Source organism: Actinoallomurus sp. CA-142502 (genome assembly GCF_050936355.1).
GTDB lineage: Bacteria > Actinomycetota > Actinomycetes > Streptosporangiales > Streptosporangiaceae > Actinoallomurus > Actinoallomurus iriomotensis.
In genome coordinates this window covers 8,172,661-8,189,299 of record NZ_JBNJMY010000001.1, presented here as the reverse complement: position 1 = coordinate 8,189,299, position 16,639 = coordinate 8,172,661, and the positions used below count along the sequence as shown (strand labels likewise).

18 protein-coding genes are annotated in these 16,639 nt (G+C 70.6%); 12 read left to right on the top strand and 6 right to left on the bottom strand.

The window, feature by feature from the left end:
* Positions 1-72: 72 nt before the first annotated feature.
* From ACQEV1_RS38230 to ACQEV1_RS38195, 8 genes are all read left to right on the top strand, one after another.
* Positions 73-2,061, top strand: a complete 1,989-nt coding sequence (locus tag ACQEV1_RS38230) for an APC family permease (protein WP_285628690.1) — start codon at positions 73-75, stop codon at positions 2,059-2,061.
* A gap of 54 nt (positions 2,062-2,115) precedes the next feature.
* The gene (locus tag ACQEV1_RS38225) at positions 2,116-2,517 is read left to right on the top strand and encodes an OB-fold nucleic acid binding domain-containing protein (protein ID WP_285628693.1); all 402 of its coding nucleotides are present in this window, start codon (positions 2,116-2,118) and stop codon (positions 2,515-2,517) included.
* A 32-nt stretch (positions 2,518-2,549) separates the two neighbouring features.
* Positions 2,550-3,260 (top strand): DUF3159 domain-containing protein, encoded by a 711-nt coding sequence (locus ACQEV1_RS38220; RefSeq protein WP_433401060.1) that lies wholly within the window; start codon positions 2,550-2,552, stop codon positions 3,258-3,260.
* Positions 3,261-3,326: 66 nt separating this feature from the next.
* The gene (locus ACQEV1_RS38215; protein WP_285628695.1) at positions 3,327-3,923 is read left to right on the top strand and encodes a superoxide dismutase family protein; all 597 of its coding nucleotides are present in this window, start codon (positions 3,327-3,329) and stop codon (positions 3,921-3,923) included.
* Positions 3,924-4,072: 149 nt separating this feature from the next.
* Entirely contained in the window at positions 4,073-5,005 is a 933-nt protein-coding gene (locus tag ACQEV1_RS38210; protein ID WP_433401057.1) for an aldo/keto reductase, read from the top strand.
* Positions 5,006-5,084: 79 nt separating this feature from the next.
* Positions 5,085-5,981 carry a glycoside hydrolase family 5 protein gene (locus ACQEV1_RS38205; RefSeq protein WP_433401054.1) on the top strand — a complete coding sequence of 299 codons (897 nt, stop codon included), beginning with the start codon at positions 5,085-5,087 and terminating at the stop codon, positions 5,979-5,981.
* Between the two features lie 228 nt (positions 5,982-6,209).
* On the top strand, positions 6,210-6,479 hold the full coding sequence (locus tag ACQEV1_RS38200) for a type II toxin-antitoxin system Phd/YefM family antitoxin (protein ID WP_285628704.1): 270 nt from the start codon (positions 6,210-6,212) through the stop codon (positions 6,477-6,479).
* Positions 6,469-6,927 carry a type II toxin-antitoxin system VapC family toxin gene (locus ACQEV1_RS38195; protein WP_433401050.1) on the top strand — a complete coding sequence of 153 codons (459 nt, stop codon included), beginning with the start codon at positions 6,469-6,471 and terminating at the stop codon, positions 6,925-6,927. Before ACQEV1_RS38200 ends, ACQEV1_RS38195 begins: the two co-directional genes overlap by 11 nt.
* A 254-nt stretch (positions 6,928-7,181) precedes the next feature.
* On the opposite strand, the gene ACQEV1_RS38190 is transcribed toward ACQEV1_RS38195, so the two are convergent.
* The 5 genes from ACQEV1_RS38190 to ACQEV1_RS38170 form a co-directional block, all read right to left on the bottom strand.
* Positions 7,182-7,586 carry a PASTA domain-containing protein gene (locus ACQEV1_RS38190; protein WP_285581719.1) on the bottom strand — a complete coding sequence of 135 codons (405 nt, stop codon included), beginning with the start codon at positions 7,584-7,586 and terminating at the stop codon, positions 7,182-7,184.
* A 199-nt stretch (positions 7,587-7,785) separates the two neighbouring features.
* Positions 7,786-8,037, bottom strand: coding sequence for a hypothetical protein (locus tag ACQEV1_RS38185; RefSeq protein ID WP_433401047.1), 252 nt, complete (start codon positions 8,035-8,037; stop codon positions 7,786-7,788).
* The gene (locus tag ACQEV1_RS38180; RefSeq protein WP_433401044.1) at positions 8,034-8,270 is read right to left on the bottom strand and encodes a hypothetical protein; all 237 of its coding nucleotides are present in this window, start codon (positions 8,268-8,270) and stop codon (positions 8,034-8,036) included. Before ACQEV1_RS38180 ends, ACQEV1_RS38185 begins: the two co-directional genes overlap by 4 nt.
* 207 nt (positions 8,271-8,477) lie before the next feature.
* Positions 8,478-9,731 (bottom strand): class I SAM-dependent RNA methyltransferase, encoded by a 1,254-nt coding sequence (locus ACQEV1_RS38175; protein WP_433401041.1) that lies wholly within the window; start codon positions 9,729-9,731, stop codon positions 8,478-8,480.
* Positions 9,718-11,754: an APC family permease gene (locus ACQEV1_RS38170; protein ID WP_285628719.1), complete on the bottom strand. Its 2,037-nt coding sequence runs from the start codon at positions 11,752-11,754 to the stop codon at positions 9,718-9,720. The genes ACQEV1_RS38175 and ACQEV1_RS38170 overlap by 14 nt, the downstream gene beginning before the upstream one ends.
* 170 nt (positions 11,755-11,924) lie before the next feature.
* On the opposite strand from ACQEV1_RS38170, the gene ACQEV1_RS38165 reads away from it, so the two are divergent.
* The 3 genes from ACQEV1_RS38165 to ACQEV1_RS38155 all read left to right on the top strand — a co-directional run bounded on the left by ACQEV1_RS38165 (position 11,925) and on the right by ACQEV1_RS38155 (position 13,853).
* Positions 11,925-12,593 carry a potassium channel family protein gene (locus tag ACQEV1_RS38165; protein WP_285581729.1) on the top strand — a complete coding sequence of 223 codons (669 nt, stop codon included), beginning with the start codon at positions 11,925-11,927 and terminating at the stop codon, positions 12,591-12,593.
* Positions 12,593-13,252, top strand: a complete 660-nt coding sequence (locus ACQEV1_RS38160; RefSeq protein ID WP_285628722.1) for a potassium channel family protein — start codon at positions 12,593-12,595, stop codon at positions 13,250-13,252. The genes ACQEV1_RS38165 and ACQEV1_RS38160 overlap by 1 nt, the downstream gene beginning before the upstream one ends.
* A gap of 208 nt (positions 13,253-13,460) precedes the next feature.
* Positions 13,461-13,853 (top strand): hypothetical protein, encoded by a 393-nt coding sequence (locus ACQEV1_RS38155; protein WP_433401036.1) that lies wholly within the window; start codon positions 13,461-13,463, stop codon positions 13,851-13,853.
* Positions 13,854-13,859: 6 nt separating this feature from the next.
* Here ACQEV1_RS38155 and ACQEV1_RS38150 read toward each other — a convergent pair whose 3' ends face one another.
* Entirely contained in the window at positions 13,860-14,069 is a 210-nt protein-coding gene (locus ACQEV1_RS38150; protein WP_433401033.1) for a hypothetical protein, read from the bottom strand.
* A 281-nt stretch (positions 14,070-14,350) separates the two neighbouring features.
* Here ACQEV1_RS38150 and ACQEV1_RS38145 point away from each other — a divergent pair, with 281 nt between their 5' ends.
* Positions 14,351-16,552, top strand: coding sequence for a hypothetical protein (locus ACQEV1_RS38145; protein WP_433401030.1), 2,202 nt, complete (start codon positions 14,351-14,353; stop codon positions 16,550-16,552).
* The last annotated feature ends 87 nt before the right edge of the window (positions 16,553-16,639 follow it).

Here is a 16,639-nt window from a genome sequence, read left to right as displayed (position 1 = left end):
ACGCCCGAGGCGGCGTTAAGGCACCGTTAGCGACGCCCGGACAGGGCCCCTTCGCCGTATTTGCTGGCGATTGTGAAGCAAGCCGTCCTCCACGCCCCCAAGCGTGTCCTCGTCGGCCGTCCGCTCCGGACCGGGCAGATGGGGGAGACACTTCTGCCCAAGAAGCTGGCCCTGCCGGTCTTCTGCAGCGACCCCCTGTCGTCCGTGGCGTACGCGACGGAGGAGATCCTGCTCGCGCTCAGCCTCGGCGGGCTCGCCATGCTCACCCTGTCCTGGTGGGTGGGCGCCGGCGTCGTCTTCCTGCTGCTCGTCGTCGTGGCGTCGTACCGGCAGACGTGCCACGCCTACCCGGGCGGCGGCGGGGCGTACGCGGTCAGCCGGGCCAACCTGGGCGAGAACGCCTCGCTGATCGCGGCGAGCGCGCTGCTCATCGACTACGTGATGACCGTCGCCGTCTCGGTCGCCGCGGGCGTCGCCAACGTCGTGTCGGCCATCCCGGCGCTGGGGCCGCACGCGGTGGGCATCGCGCTCAGCCTCATCGCGATCATCGCGGTGATGAACCTGCGCGGCGTCAAGGAGTCCGGCCGCGCCTTCGCGATCCCCACGTACGGCTTCGTGGCCAGCGTGTTCGTCATGGTGGCCGCCGGGTTCGTACGCGCGGCGTTCGGGCATGCGCCGTCCGCCGAGTCGGCGTCGCTGACCGTCCACGCCTCGCACGGGACGGCCGGGGCCGCCGCGGTGCTGCTGGCGCTGCGCGCCTTCGCCCAGGGCTGTACGGCGCTGACCGGCGTCGAGGCGGTCAGCAACGGCGTGCCGAACTTCAAGCCGCCCAAGAGCAGGAACGCCGCCACCACTCTGACGATCATGGGCCTGCTCGCCGTGACGATGTTCGGCGGCATCACCGCGCTCGCCTCCATCGCCCACGTGCACATCGCCGAGGACCCGGCGCAGCTCGTCGGCGCGCCGCGCGGCTACGAGCAGAAGACGGTGGTCGCCCAGCTCAGCGGCGCGGTGTTCGGCCACGGGTCGTTGCCGTTCTTCCTGATCCAGGCGTTCACCGCCGCGATCCTGGTGCTGGCGGCCAACACGGCTTTCAACGGCTTCCCGATCCTGGCCTCGATCCTCGGCGGCGACGGGTACCTGCCGCGCCAGTTCGCCCGGCGCGGCGACCGGCTGGTCTTCAGCAACGGCATCGTGATCCTCTCGCTGCTCGCCGGCGCGCTGATCTGGGCGTTCGACGCCAGCACCACGCGCCTCATCCAGCTCTACATCATCGGCGTGTTCGTGTCGTTCACGCTGAGCCAGAGCGGGATGGTCAAGCACTGGGGCGACGAGCTGCGCCGTACGACCGACCCGGCGGGGAGACGCGCGATCCACCGGTCCCGGGCGATCAACCTCGTCGGCGCGGTCCTCACCGGCCTGGTCCTGGTGATCGTGCTGCTCACCAAGTTCCTGCACGGCGCCTGGATCGTGGTCGTCACGCTGCCGCTGGTCTTCCTGATGATGAAGGCGATCAACCGGCACTACCGGCGGGTGGCCGCCGAACTCGAGCCGAAGGAGGAGGGCGTGCCGCTGCCCAGCCGCATCCACGCGATCGTGCTGGTCTCCAAGCTGCACACGCCGACGCTGCGGGCGCTGGCGTTCGCGCGCGCGACCCGGCCGAGCACGCTGACCGCCCTGTCGGTGGCGACGAGCGAGGAGGAGGCGGCGACGCTGGAGCGCGAGTGGAGCGAACGCGACCTTCCGGTGCCGCTGAAGATCCTCGACTCCCCGTACCGGGACATCACCGGGCCGGTGCTCGACTACGTCGGGCGGGTACGGACCAAGAGTCCGCGCGACGTGGTGTGCGTGTTCATCCCGGAGTACGTCGTCGGGCGCTGGTGGGAGCAACTGCTGCACAACCAGAGCGCGTTCCGGCTGAAGGCGCGGCTGCTGTTCCGGCCGGGCGTCATGGTCACGAGCGTGCCGTGGCAGCTCGGATCGGCCAAGGCGGCCCTGGCCCGGCGCCCGGAGGACACGGGTTTCGCGGCCCGGCGGAGGGTGCGCTCAGGTGCGGCGTGATGTCACCTTTTCCCCCGCTTTGAATCTCGGATGGATGGCTTAGTCTTGCCAAACATGGATGACGTGCCCGACACGGGCGACGAGGACTCAGGGTCACGGGGTCTGCGCGGGTTCCTGCGCCGGCTGACGTCGAGCAAGGCCGAACTCGAGGCCCAGGAACTCCAGAAGACCAGCGGATCCGAGGGCGCCACTCCCATCAAGGCGTGCGCCGCTCGTCGGCGTGCCTGCGTAGCGGGTACGCTACGGACTGTGACACTGCGGCCGCGGGGCGGAGCCCCCGCGCTGGAGGCCGAGCTCTACGACGGGTCCGACGTGATCGACCTCGTCTGGCTCGGCCGCCGGCGCATCGCCGGCATCGAGCCGGGCCGTCTCGTACGCGCCGAGGGTCTCGTCAGCGTCCAGGACGGCCGTAAGGTCATGTTCAACCCGCGATACGAGCTGCGGGGCAGCGCGTGATCGATGACGCGGGCGCCCCCCGAGGAGGTCAGGTGAACGACCCGGCCCGGCGCGACTCGGGGTCCGCGGACCCGGCGCCCGAGGAGACGGCACCCGAGGTGCCGGAGAAGGCCGCGTACGACACGGTCGAAGAGGCCGTCCGGGCCCAGCTCACCAAGGCCCTCGGCGGTGCGCGCGGTGTCGTCGAGGCGGCCATCCCGACGATCGGCTTCACCGTCTCCTGGATCGTGACCAAGGAGCTGAAGCTCTCCCTCGGCATCGGCGCGGCACTCGCCGTGGTCCTGCTGCTCGTACGCCTCGCGCAGCGCTCCACCGTGCAGTTCGTGCTCAACAGCATCTTCGGCATCGCGATCGCGGCCCTGTTCGCGCTGCGGTCCGGCAAGGCGCAGGACGCGTTCCTGCCGGGCATCATCTACAACGCCGGCTACGCCGCCGCGCTGCTCCTGTCGATCGTCGTGCGCTGGCCGCTCGTCGGCTTCATCATCGGCTCGGTCACGGGCGACCCGACCGCCTGGCACCGCGACCGCGAGATCGTCCGGCTCTGCTCCCGGCTCACCTGGCTGCTGCTGATCCCGTGCCTGGTGCGCGTCGCGGTGCAGTACCCGCTCTACCTGGCCGGTCACGTGGCGTGGCTGGGGGCGGCGAAGGTCGTCATGGGCTGGCCGCTGCAGGTCGCCGGACTGGCGGCGATGGTCTGGCTGCTGGCCCGCGGCCGTACGCCCCTGGACCGCCCGGCTTCGTGACTGTCCGTGGTCGTCACCGGGTATGAGGCGGACGGAAGCCTTGTCGTCTCATTCGGGGGACTTCGCATGCCCGGCAAGTACCACCTGTTCGCGGTCGTCGCCCTGGGCGCGGGTGCCACCGCGCTCGGCGCCGCGGTGGCCGAACGCATGACCGGCGCCGCCGAGTCGGGGAGCGCCGTCATCAAGGACGCCACCGGCAAACAGGTCGGCATGCTGCGCGTCGCGACCTCGGGCGGCAAGACCAAGATCACCATCACGGCGCAGGACCTGCCGCCGGGCTACCACGGCTTCCACATCCACGCGAAGGGCGTCTGCGACCCGAGGTCGAAGGACCCGGCGACGGGCAGCCCGTTCTTCAGCGCGGGCCCCCACTTCGACCTGGACGCCCACTCCCACCCGGCGCACTCGGGCGACCTGCCGCCCCTGCTGGTCAACGGGGACGGCACAGGCAGCGCGACGGTGAAGACCGACCGCTTCCAGTCCGCGCAGCTGTTCGACCGGGACGGCAGCGCGATCGTCATCCACGCGGCACCGGACAACCAGGCCAACATCCCCAAGCGCTACGCGGCGTCCGGCCCGGACGCCGAGACCCTCAAGACCGGCGACTCCGGCGCCCGCATCGCCTGCGGCGTCATCACGAAGCGCCAGTCCGGGCGCGGGTAGGGCCGGGTCGCCGGTCCGAGCTCAGGCCTCAGTGCCGCGGCCCGCTATGATCTCGTCATCGCTTAGGCCTTCCCGATCCGTCGGGAAGGCTTTTTTCATGCCCGGGACCGCACTTCGTTCGCCGTTCCGGCGAGAGAGGACTGCTGATCATGACCTTGCACACCGGCGGCGCGGCGGGCGCGGGTACCTGGAGGCTCGGTGACCTGACGGTCAACCGCATCGGCTTCGGCGCGATGCGCCTCACGGGCAGCGCCCCCTTCGACCTCGGCACGCCGAGCGACCGCGAACGGTCGATCAGGGTGCTCCGGCGCGCGGTCGAGCTGGGCGTCAACCACATCGACACGGCCGCCTTCTACTTCTCCTCGCTCCGCTCGGCCAACGAGCTGATCAACCAGGCGTTGGCGCCGTACCCCGACGACCTGCTGATCGCCACCAAGGTCTGGCCGGGCCGGGATCCCTCGGGCGAGTGGTGGTGGGCCACACCCGGGCAGCTGCGCGGCCAGGTCGAGGAGAACCTGCGGCAGCTCGGCCGTGACCACCTCGACCTGGTGAACCTGCGCATCCCTCCGAGCCGGCAGGCGAGCTCGATCGCCGAGCACTTCGGGGCGCTGGCCGAGCTGCGCGACGCCGGCCTCATCCGGCACCTGGGCGTCTCCAACGCCACCCTCGAACACCTCGCCGAGGCGCGGTCCATCGCGCCGGTGGCCTGCGTTCAGAACCCCTACGGCATCGGCGCGCCGCCCGAGGCGGGAGCCGTCCTGCGCGCCTGCGGCGAGCAGGACGTGGCGTTCGTGCCCTTCTTCACCATCACGGGTGAAGGACGCGAAGCCGGCGCTGGCGCCGGCGCCGGTGACGGCTCGCAAATCCTCTCGGTCGCGCGGGCGCACGGCGCGACGGCCGCTCAGGTGCGACTGGCGTGGACGCTGCGGCAGGGGGCGCACGTGCTGGTCATTCCGGGGACCCGCGATCCGGGCCACCTCGCCGAGAACGTGGCCGCGGGCGCACTGCGCCTCTCCGACGACGAAATGGCGCGCCTTTCGTCCCACCACCGGCGGTCCGGAGCTGATCTAGGATCTTGCTGATCTTGGTCTCTCCGGACGGGAAAGACGTTCATGCGCCGATCTGCCGGACTCGCCCTCGCCGCACTTCTCCTGACGATCGGTGCCTCCGCGACGCCCGCGCATGCCGCAGGCCGCGGTCCGCATGGTCCTGTTCTGGGACATGTTCCAGCCGACCGAGGAGGAGTGGAACGAGACGGCGTTCGACACTCTGTCCACGGCGGTCGAGCGGGCGAAGGCCGCCGGCCTGTACGTCATCCTCGACTGCGTCCACATGTCCGGTGACCCGGACGGCCAGGAGCACGTCCCGGCCTGGGCGCGGGTGGACCCGGACGCCACGACCGAGGGCCTGGACGCGGTCGTGGAGAACGGCCTGGGCTTCCTGCAGACCATCGCCGACCGGTACAAGGACGAACCGGCGATCGCGGCGTACGACCCGGTCAACGAGCCGTTCCGCACCTCCACCCGGTCGGCGCGGCTGATGTCGGACTACACGCGGATCGTGAACGCGATCCGCGCCAAGGACGGCGTCACCAGCATCATGCTGGAGCCGTCGTACGGTGACGCGAAGGTGCCCGCCTCGTCGTTCTCCTCCCTCACTCCGACGAGCCGTGCCAACCTCATCTGGTCGGTCCACGACTACTACAACGGCGCCTCGAAGAGCGGCTACACGGCCGGCTACGACGACAGCACCGGCCTGGGCATGGACCCGAACCCCTCCGACGGGACCACCGGTTACAACGCGGCGGACAAGGCCGCGCTCGCCACGCACTGCAGGTACAGATCGACACGGCCTCGGCGCAGGGCATGCCGGTCTGGATCGGGGAGTTCGGCATCGGCAACGGCGCCACCGGCCACGACCAGTACATCAAGGACAAGGTCGCGCTCTACAAGTCCAAGAGCATCGACTACGCCTGGTGGGAGTACTACTCCGACGGCGGCAACGGCCCGTTCAGCATGGTCGACGCGAATGACGCCTGGCGGTCCTGGGTCGGCCTGATCCCGTAGGCGCGTCCTTGGGGGGCCTACGCCGATTGGCCGCTGAGTGCGGTCATGCCGAGGAGGACGCGGTCGCTGGTGCTGCCGAAGACCACCTTCAACTCCAAGGACATCGAGCCGGTGGGCGTGAACGCGGCCGGCACCGTGTTGCATTCCGGTCTGGAACGGATAATCGCGTATGATGTGCTACCCAGTAGCACGGCGTGCACCGTCCAGATACGATAGATCCATGGCGGCACAGCCCGAGATCACACAACGCGATCTGCGTAATCGGTCCAAAGAGATCATGGATGCTGTCCAGGGCGGGCAGGCGTTCACGGTCACCCGGGACGGACATGAGATCGGTGAGCTGATTCCTTTGCGGCGACGGAGGCGGTTCGTCCCTCGAGGCGAGTTCGCGGCGATGTCCCGCGGCGCACCCGATATCTCCCTCGACGCCTTCCGCGCCGACCAGGACGCCACGGCCGATCAGGAGCTGAGCGACCCCTATGACCGTTGAACACGAGCGGGGGCTGCTCGACACCAACATCATGATCCTGCGTAAGTGGGTGAACCCCGAAGAGCTTCCTGCGGAGGTGGCCATCAGCGCCATCACGCTGGCGGAGCTTTCCGCGGGACCGCATGAGGTTCGTAGAGATCAGGATCAAGCGGGCTACCACGAACACGCTGAGCGCGCCCGGCGGCTGGATGTGCTTCAACGGGCCGAGAACGAGTTCGATCCCATCCCGTTCGACGTGGAGGCGGCGCGTAGTTATGGCAGGGTCTGCGCAGCCGTGATCGGCGCTGGCCGGAAGCCGAGACGCCGGGTGGCCGACCTGATGATCGCCGCCATCGCGATCGCCGAAGAGCTGCCCTTGTTCACCACCAACCCTGATGACTTCAAAGGCCTCGATGACATCCTGACCGTTGTCCCCGTCACCCGGCCGAGAACGCCCCACGATCGGTGATGGCCGGCCCTGCCGGGGGAGGGCCTGGACGGGGTCGCGGGTGATCCGCCACAGCGCGTAGGCGGCACTGGCACCAGGGCGGACATCAACGCCAGCGGCCGCGGCCGTGATCGAACCGGCCGCGGACCGGGATGAACTACCCCCGGACCAACGTGGCCACGAGTGGGGAGCATCCGCGGGAGCTTGGGCTCGTCTACACCGTGCCGCAGCGCGGAACGTACGTCACCCCGCCGGAGGACCGGCCGGAGCGGTGGCTACTCGCCGATCTTCTTCGAGTACAGGGTGATCACCGTGTCCGGTTTGACGCGCCGGCCGGCTGGCGGTGTCTGCCGGACGACGACCCAGTTCCTGTCCCAGAGGAGCAGGCGGCCTTGACCGGTGGCGTCCTGTTCGCGCAGGTTGTACAGGCCGTGCGCCTGCATGGTGTCCTGCGCCGTCTGGTGGTTCACGCCGACAACGTTCGGGATCTTGATGAGCTTCACCGACGGCTGTGCCGGTGTCGGGGCGGTCGAGGCTTCCGGGAGTTCGGGAGTCGATGGGGCTGGAACGGTGACGGTGGATGCGACTGGTGGGATCGCCGGCGCGGGCGTTTCAGCCTTGCATCCGGTCAACGTGGCGATGCCGGCGGCCGCCGCGGTGGCGATGAGCAGGTTCCGCATGAGGTTCCCCCCTCGTGTCGAGTGATGGGTGAAACGGGGCCGTCAGGAGCTCCAGCCGGCGGCGAGCAGCAGCGTCATGCCGGACAGGAAGCAAAGGCGTGTGAGAGCCAGCGTGCGGTGAAGGCGAGCAGGCGATTAGCTAAGCCGGACGTGCGCACGGTCGGTCCCCTTTCGTCCCCGTGCAGGTGTGACGCGGTGGTCACTGGTGGGGGTGGCTGCTGGATGTGACCGGATGCGGTGATGGCGGGGCTGTAACGCCCGCCGACGGGCGGGTCCAATCGAGGGTCCGGGACCGTGCTTCGTAGTCCCAGCCGATGATGACGACCGCTACGGCGGTCAGGGCGATGAGGGCAGCGACACGGCGGCGGACCCGCTCGCGGTGGTCGAGGGCGTCGGCGCGGGCACGCTCACGCCGGCGGGAGTCGTAGCCGTACGGGCCCCGGCGGGTCATGACTCACCGCCGGGCGACATCGGGATGTGCGGGTCGATCCCAAGGCCGCGGGCGACGACCTCGCGCGGGCTGTCCTGGGCGTCCGGCCGCTCGTACGTCTGGTGGTTGACGGGCAGCCGGCCGATGCGGGATCGCAGCCACTCCGTTGTGGTTTGGACGGTCGAGAGGCGACCGTCGCGGACGATCATCTCGGAGGCGATACGCGCGGCGTCTGCGCGGGCGTTCGTGGTCACCCGGCATAGCTCGCGGTCGCTGTCGGCGATGCCGGGCAGGGGGAGGGTGAGGGCGTCGCGGGTCGCGGCGACGAAGTCGAGGCGGTCGCCATCGAGGCTCCTTCAAGATCGTGCGCATCTCGTGCGCACGAGATGCGGAAGATCCGCGAGGATGCCTGGGGTTCCCTGAGGTTTACGCTACGTGTTTGCGCTGGTAGAGACTGATTCTTAGCCTCTGACCAGCGTCGCCAAAAGCTCCACGTGCTGGGTCATCGGGAAGGCGTCGAAGGCGCGCAGGGCGGACAGCGTCCAGCCCTGTTCGCCGAACAGGGCCAGGTCGCGGGCCAGGGTGGCCGGGTCGCACGAGACGTACGCGATGCGGCGGCCGGCCAGTGTCGCGACCCGCTTGACCACGTCCGGGCCGGCGCCCGTACGAGGTGGGTCCAGGACGACCAGGTCGGCGCGGTTCAGCCGGTTTTTGCCGCGGCCGAAGCTGATCTCGTCCAGGACGGTCTCGACCTCGCCGCGCTCCACCGCCACGTGGGGCATGTCCCGCAGGTTGAAGCGTGCGTCGCGGACGGACTGGGCGTCCGACTCGATGCCGACGACCAGGCCGTCGGAGCCGACGCGTTCGCCCAGGACGCCCGCGAACAGGCCCGCGCCGCAGTACAGGTCGACGGCGATCTCGCCGCGGCGGGGCTCCAGGGTGTCCACGACCGCGTCGGCCAGCGTCTGGGCGGCGCCCGGGTGGACCTGCCAGAACCCGCTGCCGCTCACCTGCCACAGCCGGCCCGCGACGTCCTCGCGGACGAACGGTGGCTTCTCCTGGTTTCGCTCGCTGACCAGCCGTACGGGCGCGTCCATGCGCGGGACGCGGGCGCGCCCTCGGGCGGACAGGACGGCCAGGCGGTCGCCCGTGCCGGCCGAGACGACCGCCTCGACGCCGGACGCGCCGGTCCAGCGCTTGCGTTCGATGCCGAGGGCCTCCACCTGCGGGTGGGCGATCAGGCACTCGTCGATCGGCTCGATCGCGTGGGAGCGGTGCCTACGGAGGCCGACCGCGCCGTCGCGGCGTATGGAGAACTGCACGCGGGTGCGCCAGCCCAGGCCGTCCGGGGCGCCCGGCACCTCCTCGACCACCACCTCGCGCGAGATGCCCGCCACCCGGCGCAGCTGCTCCTCGACCACCGCCGCCTTCAGGGCCCGCTGTGCCGGGACCGCGACGTGCTGCCAGTCGCATCCGCCGCAGCGCCCGGGCCCGGAGAACGGGCAGGGCGCCGGGACGCGGTCGGGGGAGGCCTCGAGGATCTCCACGGCGTCGGCGCGCAGGAAGTTCTTGGTCTCCTGGGTGACGCGGGCGCGGACCAGCTCGCCCGGCAGGGTGTGCCGGACGAAGACGACGCGTCCCTCGTGCCGGGCCACGCATGAGCCGCCGTTGGCGACGGCGCCGATCCGGAGTTCGATCAGTTCAGACGATTCCACCGGCGGCACGTGACCCCTTCGATTCGGCGTTCTGTTCGGCGTACGGACGGCGAACGGCGCCCGGTGCGGCCGGCTCCGGACGCCCCTTGAGGCGGTCGGAGGAGGCCAGCTGCCAGGGGACGCTCGTCACCATCACACCGGGCACGAAGAGCAGGCGCGTCTTGAGCCGCAGCGCGCTCTGGTTGTGCAGCAGGTGCTCCCACCAGTGTCCCACGACATATTCGGGCAGGAACACGGTCACGACGTCGCGCGGGCTGCGCCGCCGGACGCTCTTGACGTACTCCAGGATCGGCCGCGTGATCTCCCGGTACGGCGAGTCGAGGATCTTCAGCGGCACCGGCAGCTCGTGCGCGTCCCAGGCCTCCTGCAGCTCGCCGGACTCCTCCGGGTCGACCGCGACGGTGACCGCCTCGATCGTGGAGGGGCGGGTGGCCCGCGCGTACGACAGGGCGCGCAGCGTCGGCTTGTGGATCTTGGAGACGAGGACGATGGCGTGGTTGCGGGGCGGCAGCGCGACGTCCTCGCCGGTGACGACCAGCTCGGTGGCGATCCGGTCGTAGTGGCGCCGGATGCCCCGCATCATCAGGAACAGCACCGCCATGGCCACACAGGCGATCCAGGCGCCGAGCAGGAACTTCGTGATGAGGACCACGATCAGCACGATCCCGGTGACCACGCCGCCGAAGGCGTTGATCGCGCGGGAGGTCTTCATCCGGCGGCGCTTGCTCCGGTCGGTCTCGGTGCGCAGCAGGCGGTTCCAGTGGCGGACCATGCCGGTCTGGCTGACCGTGAAGGACACGAACACGCCGACGATATAGAGCTGGATCAGCGCGGTCACCGACGCGTCGTACGCGTAGATGAGCAGGCCCGCCAGGGTGCCGAGGATGATGATGCCGTTGCTGAACGCGAGCCGGTCGCCGCGCGTGTGCAGCTGACGGGGCAGGTAGCGGTTCTGGGCGAGCACCGAGCCGAGCACCGGGAAGCCGTTGAACGCGGTGTTGGCCGCCAGGGCGAGGATCAGGGCGGTCATCACGGTCACGTACGCGAAGCCGAGCGGGAAGTTGCTGAAGACCGTGTGGGCCACCTGCGCGACGACCGGGTCCTGGTCCGAGACGTCGCGCCCGGCCTTGTCGATCAGGTGGGTGCCGAGGTTCGGGTCGGCGAACTTGGCCTTGGTGATGTACGCGAGCGCGACGATGCCGCCGAACATCGAGGCCGCCACGGCACCGAGCAGCAGCAGCGTCGTCGCGGCGTTCTTGCCCTTCGGCCGGCGGAAGGCCGGGACCCCGTTGCTGATCGCCTCGACGCCCGTCAGGGCCGCGCAGCCGGAGGAGAACGCGCGCAGCAGCAGGAAGACGAGCGCGAACCCGCCGACGCCGACCTCGTGCCCCTTGATGGTCAGGTCGGCCGTCTCGGCGTGCAGGTGCGCGCCGAACGCCAGGCGGGTCAGGCCCCACAGCAGCATCACGAAGACGCCGAACATGAACAGATACGTGGGAATCGCGAAGGCGACGCCGGACTCGCGGATTCCCCGCAAATTCATGATCGTCAAAATCGCCACGATGGCGATCGCCGCGAGGACCTTGTGGGGCTGCAGAAAGTGGATGAGGGCGCCGAGGTTCTCCACGCCGGAGGACACCGACACCGCGACCGTCATCACGTAGTCGACGAGCAGCGCGCTCGCCACCACGATGCCGGAGTTGTTGCCGAGGTTGGTGGTGGCGACCTCGAAGTCGCCGCCGCCGCTGGTGTAGGCACGGACGTTCTGCCGGTACGACGCCACCACCGTGAGAAGGATCACCACGACGGCGCCGGCCACCCACGGGGTGAAGTGATAGGTCGCCAGGCCCGCGATACCGAGGGCGATGAGGATTTCCTGTGGCGCGTACGCCACGGAGGACAGGGCGTCGCTGGCGAAGACGGGCAGGGCGACCGTCTTGGGGAGCGTTTGCTCGTGCTGCTGGGCGCTGCGGAGCGCCCTGCCGAGCAGGAGCCTCTTGACGAGGTCGGGAGCCTTCGACACGTCGGTGATGGTAGTCGGTAACGGGACCGTGAAAACCCATCGTGGCATGGGCAAGTAAAACAGTGGAACCCACGGACGGGTTCAGGAGTTCTAACCCGCGCCCGGCCATGTGTAGGTTTCTCAGGTCAAGACGGAGCCAAGCGGACCGGACGGCGCCGGAAAGGACGACCGTGCACATCGTGATCATGGGGTGCGGGCGTGTCGGATCGACACTCGCCCACATCCTTGAGGATAAAGGCCACAGCGTGGCCATCATCGATCAGAGCCCTGAGGCGTTCCGGCGGCTGCGCGGAGGTTTCAAGGGCCGCCGTGTCAACGGTTTCGGCTTCGACCGCGACGTTCTCGTGGACGCCGGAATCGAACAGGCGTCCGCGTTCGTCGCGGTGAGCAGTGGCGACAATTCCAACATCATTTCCGCTCGCGTGGCGCGGGAGACCTTCGGCGTGGAGAACGTCGTGGCCCGCATCTACGACCCCCGCCGTGCCGAGGTGTACCAACGGCTCGGCATCCCCACGGTGGCGACCGTGCGCTGGACCGCCGACCAGATGCTGCGCCGGCTCCTTCCCGAGGGTCCCGCGCCGCTGTGGCGCGACCCGACCGGCGAGGTCGTGCTCGCCGAGGTGCAGATCGACCCCAAGTGGGTGGGCGCGAAGGTGTCCGTGCTGGAGGACGCCGCGAAGACCCGCGTGACCTTCCTCAACCGGATGGGCGAGGCGCTGGTCCCCGATCCCGACACCGTCATCCAGGACGGCGACGTGGTCCACGTCATGGCCGCCGCGGGCGAGATGGAGCGCATCAACGACGCCGTGTCACAGCGGCCCGAGGAGAAGGCGGAGTAATGCGGGTCGCCATCGCCGGCGCCGGAGCGGTCGGCCGCTCCATCGCCCAGGAGCTCCTGGAGAACGGCCACGAGGTCCTTCTCATCGACAAGAACCCCCGTTCGATCAAGGTCGAGGCCGTCGCGCAGGCGGAGTGGCTGCTCGCCGACGCGTGCGAGATCGCCTCGCTGGACGACGCCGGGCTCGAACGCTGCCACGTCGTCGTGGCCGCGAGCGGAGACGACAAGGTCAACCTCGTGGTCTCCCTGCTGGCCAAGACGGAGTACGGCGTCCCGCGCGTCGTGGCGCGCATCAACCACCCCAAGAACGAATGGCTCTTCAACGAGTCCTGGGGCGTGGACGTCGCGGTCTCCACCCCGCGCCTGATGTCCGCGCTCGTCGAGGAGGCCGTGAGCGTCGGCGACCTCGTACGGCTGATGACGTTCCGCCAGGGCGAGGCCAACCTGGTCGAGCTGACGCTGCCCGAGGACGCTCCGCTCGTCGGCCAGCTCGTCGGCTCGGTCTCGTGGCCGCAGGACACCGCGCTGGTCGCGATCCTTCGCGAGGGCCGGGTGCTGGTGCCCAGCCCCGACGACACGCTGGAGGGCGGCGACGAGCTGATGTTCGTCGCCAACCAGGACGTCGAGGACGAGCTGGGGGACCTGCTCTCCGCCCGCTGACCCGACTCGCCGCGTGAGGGCGGCCCGCCGAGGTGCGGGCCGCCCTCGCGCGTCTCCGGGCCGAAGCGGTTACACTCCGTAGTCACTCCAGTACGACGAGGTATGCGTTTTGGAGACGACTATGCGAATCATTCTCGTGGTTTTGGTCCTGGCGCTCGGAGCGTGTTCTTCGGGTGGCCATTCGGCGGGTGGATCGAAAGGCCATTCTTTGTCACCGCTGCCCGCGCCGGTGACGACGGGTCCGGCATTCGGTTCGCCGCGTGCCACGGCGCCGGTCACGACGCCGCCGCCGGATGACGAACCCGGTGAGGACGCGCCGGAACACTCGGGGCCGCACAAGGTGACGTTCGCCATCCGGGGCAACGGGCGAGCGTCCGTCTCGTTCACCGCACCGGACGGACGTCACCGTCGCATGGTGGTGTCGCCGCCCTGGAGCAGGACCTTCACCGTCAATGACGGCCAGAAGGTCGACGTGAACGCCCACGGCACGGGTTCCGGCGAGCTGACCTGCACGCTCAGCGTCGACGGCGAACTGGTCAAGAGCGCCACCAGCTCCGGTGGCTCCTCGACCGTCGACTGCGGGGACAGCCTCGGGTTCTGAGGCCGTTCAGGCGGACGGCCGCGTGTCCCCGGCCGCGCGGGCGAGGTCGGGCCGGTGGCTGTGGGGGGCCAGGTAGGCGGAGACGGCGACGAGGACCGTCGTGATCGCGGCCGCCACTTCGGCGGGAATGTCGACGCCGGCCAGCCGCAGGACCCACACGAGGATCGTCACGATGGCGCTGGCGAGTGTGGCCGCGGTGACCTTTTTCTCGGGCACTGGTCTCTTCCTTTTGGTCGAAAGGCCGTCAAAGGAAACTATCGCCGAGTGCCGTGGTCGTTACGGGCCTTCGTTGTGCGGGCGGTTTTTTACCATCACTGTTTGTGACGACACGCCGACGCGCTGCTATGAGTTCGCCTCCCCGGACGGCTAAAACGGGGCGTTGACAACAGCGTCTGAGCAGGTCACGGGGGACACGAATGATCGACATTTCTGGCCGCGCCGTGCGTGCCGGAATGCGGAGTATCACCGCGGTGGCGGCGGCGTCATGTTTCGCCGTCATGCCGCAGGTGACGACCAGCGCGTCCGCGCACACCGGCGGCAAGGCCGGCAGAGCGCACGACCGTACGACTCCGCACCGGGACCACGACGGCCACGAGGGGCGCGACGCGCGCGACCGCGAACGCGGGCGTGCCGACGTCGTGGTCGACACCAAGGGGCCGCGCGGGGCGATCGTCCCGGGCAGGACCTACAACTGGCCGTTCGAGGTGACCAACCGGGGCACCATCCCGGCGCGGGACGTCGCCCTGCGGACCACGCCGGACAAGAACCTCAAGGTGCTGGCCGCGCCGCCGAAGTGCCGCTGGCGCGAGGCCGGCCCGCTCGTCTGCCACATCGGTCTGCTCCCGCAGGGAAAGACCCGGCACGGCGTCATCACCGCCACGGTCGTCCCGCCCGCACGCACCGGCGGCAAGGCACAGCGGGAGCCCGTCCGGCTGCGTAACCCCATCCAGGTGTCGTGGCACAACGCGCCGGCGCCGGAGCGGCGGCTCGCCGCCTTCCCGCCGGTGGACGTCTCACCGGACGGCTCGGACACCGGCGCGGCGGCGACGGACAAGCTTCCGTACCCGCTCATGGTGACCGAGCACGGCCCGGGGACCGCCGAGTCCGTCGTCGTACGGAGCCCGATCGGGGCGCCCGCCGCCGACGGCCCGTGCTCGCTCGGCGCGCTGCCGGACAAGGCCGCCGGTAAGACCACCGCGGTCAAGCCGGAGTTCGGCTCCTGCGCCGCCAAGCAGGACGATCCCACGGCGTGCGGGTGCGGCGCGGTCGCGCAGGAGCGCCCGTCCTCGGACCTGCCGACGGAGAACGCGGTCATCCCGAGCCGTCCTTCCACGTCCGGCGTCCCGGTCTCGGCGCCGTGCGGCGCGGTGGCGAGCCGTCCGTACGTCGTCACGAACCGCCCGGCGACCTCGTGTGCCGGTGCGCAGGACCGGCCCGAGGCCGGGGTGGGCACCTCCGTGCAGGCGCCGTCCGTGGCCGACGAGCCGGCGACGACGCCGTGCGGCGCCGCGGCGGCCAAGCCGGTCGTGGTGCCCGAGCGTCCGGCGAAGGTCCCGCCGTGCGCCCTGGGCGAACAGGCCGGGCAGGACACGCCCGCCGCCGCGCCGTCCGCGTCCACCGCGGACAAGCCGGCCGCCGACAAGGCACAGGACAAGGCATCAGACAAGGCGCAGGACAGGCCGGTCACCACGCCGTGCGGCGCGGCGGCCGACCGTCCGGTCATCCTGCCCGCCCGCCCGGTGATCGTGCCGGAGAGCCCGGCGGCGGTTCCGCCGTGCGCCGCCGGCAAGCCGGCCGCGGCGCCGTCGGCGCCGACCACGTCGGCCGTCGACCAGCACGCCGACAAGCCGGCCACGGACAAGTCCGCTCCGGCCACCGACACGTCCGCTCCGGTCGCGGACAAGGGCGACAAGGCCACGGACAAGGCCGCCGGCAAGAACGACGCGCCCGTCACCACGCCGTGCGGCGCCGCGGCGTCCCGGCCGGTGGACGTTCCCGGACAGCCGGTCGTCGTGCCGAACATGCCGGCGATCCCGCCGTGCGCGCAGAAGTGGCCGAGTTCCTGCGGCTGCCTGCACTCCGCCGACGTCCCGGCGGCGCCCGCCGCCGAGCCCGTGGTCCCGGAGACGCCTGCCGCCGGTCCGGCGCAGTCCGACACCGCACCGTGCGCCGCGGCGGACAAGCCGATGGCGGGCAAGACCGTTTCCGACCTGCCCGCAGGCCCGTCCTGCGCGCAGGAGACACCGGCCGCCGTGCACGAGGAGCCGGGCACCACGCCCGAGACCATCGCGCCGATGACGCCGCTGACCGGTCCGGGCAAGGCCGCGCACCACCCGCTGGGCCGGCCGCACCACCCGCTCGCCCGGCCGCATCACCACCCGCTGAGCTCGGGCCGTGCCCGCCGTGACTGCGTGCGGCAGGGCGCCGGGTTCGTCTGCCCGCTCGGCGCCGGGCCGCACCACCCGCAGGTGCACAACCTCGGGGCGCCCGGCCACCCGCACGGGCTCCACTGCGGTGGCGCCGGGGGTGCCGCCTGCCACGTCCGGGCCGCGCGGCCGGTGCCGGTGCGGGAGGCCCCGGGCCGTGCGCTGCCGACCACCGGTAGCTCCTCGGCGCTGTTCGCCCTGACGGGCCTCGGCCTCGCGGGCGCCGGCGTGGTGCTGTACCGGCTCAGCCGGACGCGCCGCGAAGACGGCTGAAAGACGCCCGGGAACCCTCGCCCGTCAGTGAGTGAGGGTTCCCGGGCGGCCGTACGGGACCGCCCGGAACCTCGCACACCGAGGGTC

Bases quoted from the DNA above. Each gene is read 5' to 3' on its own strand.
- ACQEV1_RS38160 (WP_285628722.1), top strand. From the start codon at position 12,593: ATGCGGGTCGCCATCGCCGGCGCCGGAGCGGTCGGCCGCTCCATCGCC.
- ACQEV1_RS38185 (WP_433401047.1), bottom strand. From the start codon at position 8,037: ATGACCCGCCGGGGCCCGTACGGCTACGACTCCCGCCGGCGTGAGCGT.
- ACQEV1_RS38195 (WP_433401050.1), top strand. From the start codon at position 6,469: ATGACCGTTGAACACGAGCGGGGGCTGCTCGACACCAACATCATGATC.
- ACQEV1_RS38210 (WP_433401057.1), top strand. From the start codon at position 4,073: ATGACCTTGCACACCGGCGGCGCGGCGGGCGCGGGTACCTGGAGGCTC.
- ACQEV1_RS38215 (WP_285628695.1), top strand. From the start codon at position 3,327: ATGCCCGGCAAGTACCACCTGTTCGCGGTCGTCGCCCTGGGCGCGGGT.
- ACQEV1_RS38225 (WP_285628693.1), top strand. From the start codon at position 2,116: ATGGATGACGTGCCCGACACGGGCGACGAGGACTCAGGGTCACGGGGT.
- ACQEV1_RS38145 (WP_433401030.1), top strand. From the start codon at position 14,351: ATGCCGCAGGTGACGACCAGCGCGTCCGCGCACACCGGCGGCAAGGCC.
- ACQEV1_RS38190 (WP_285581719.1), bottom strand. From the start codon at position 7,586: ATGCGGAACCTGCTCATCGCCACCGCGGCGGCCGCCGGCATCGCCACG.
- ACQEV1_RS38200 (WP_285628704.1), top strand. From the start codon at position 6,210: ATGGCGGCACAGCCCGAGATCACACAACGCGATCTGCGTAATCGGTCC.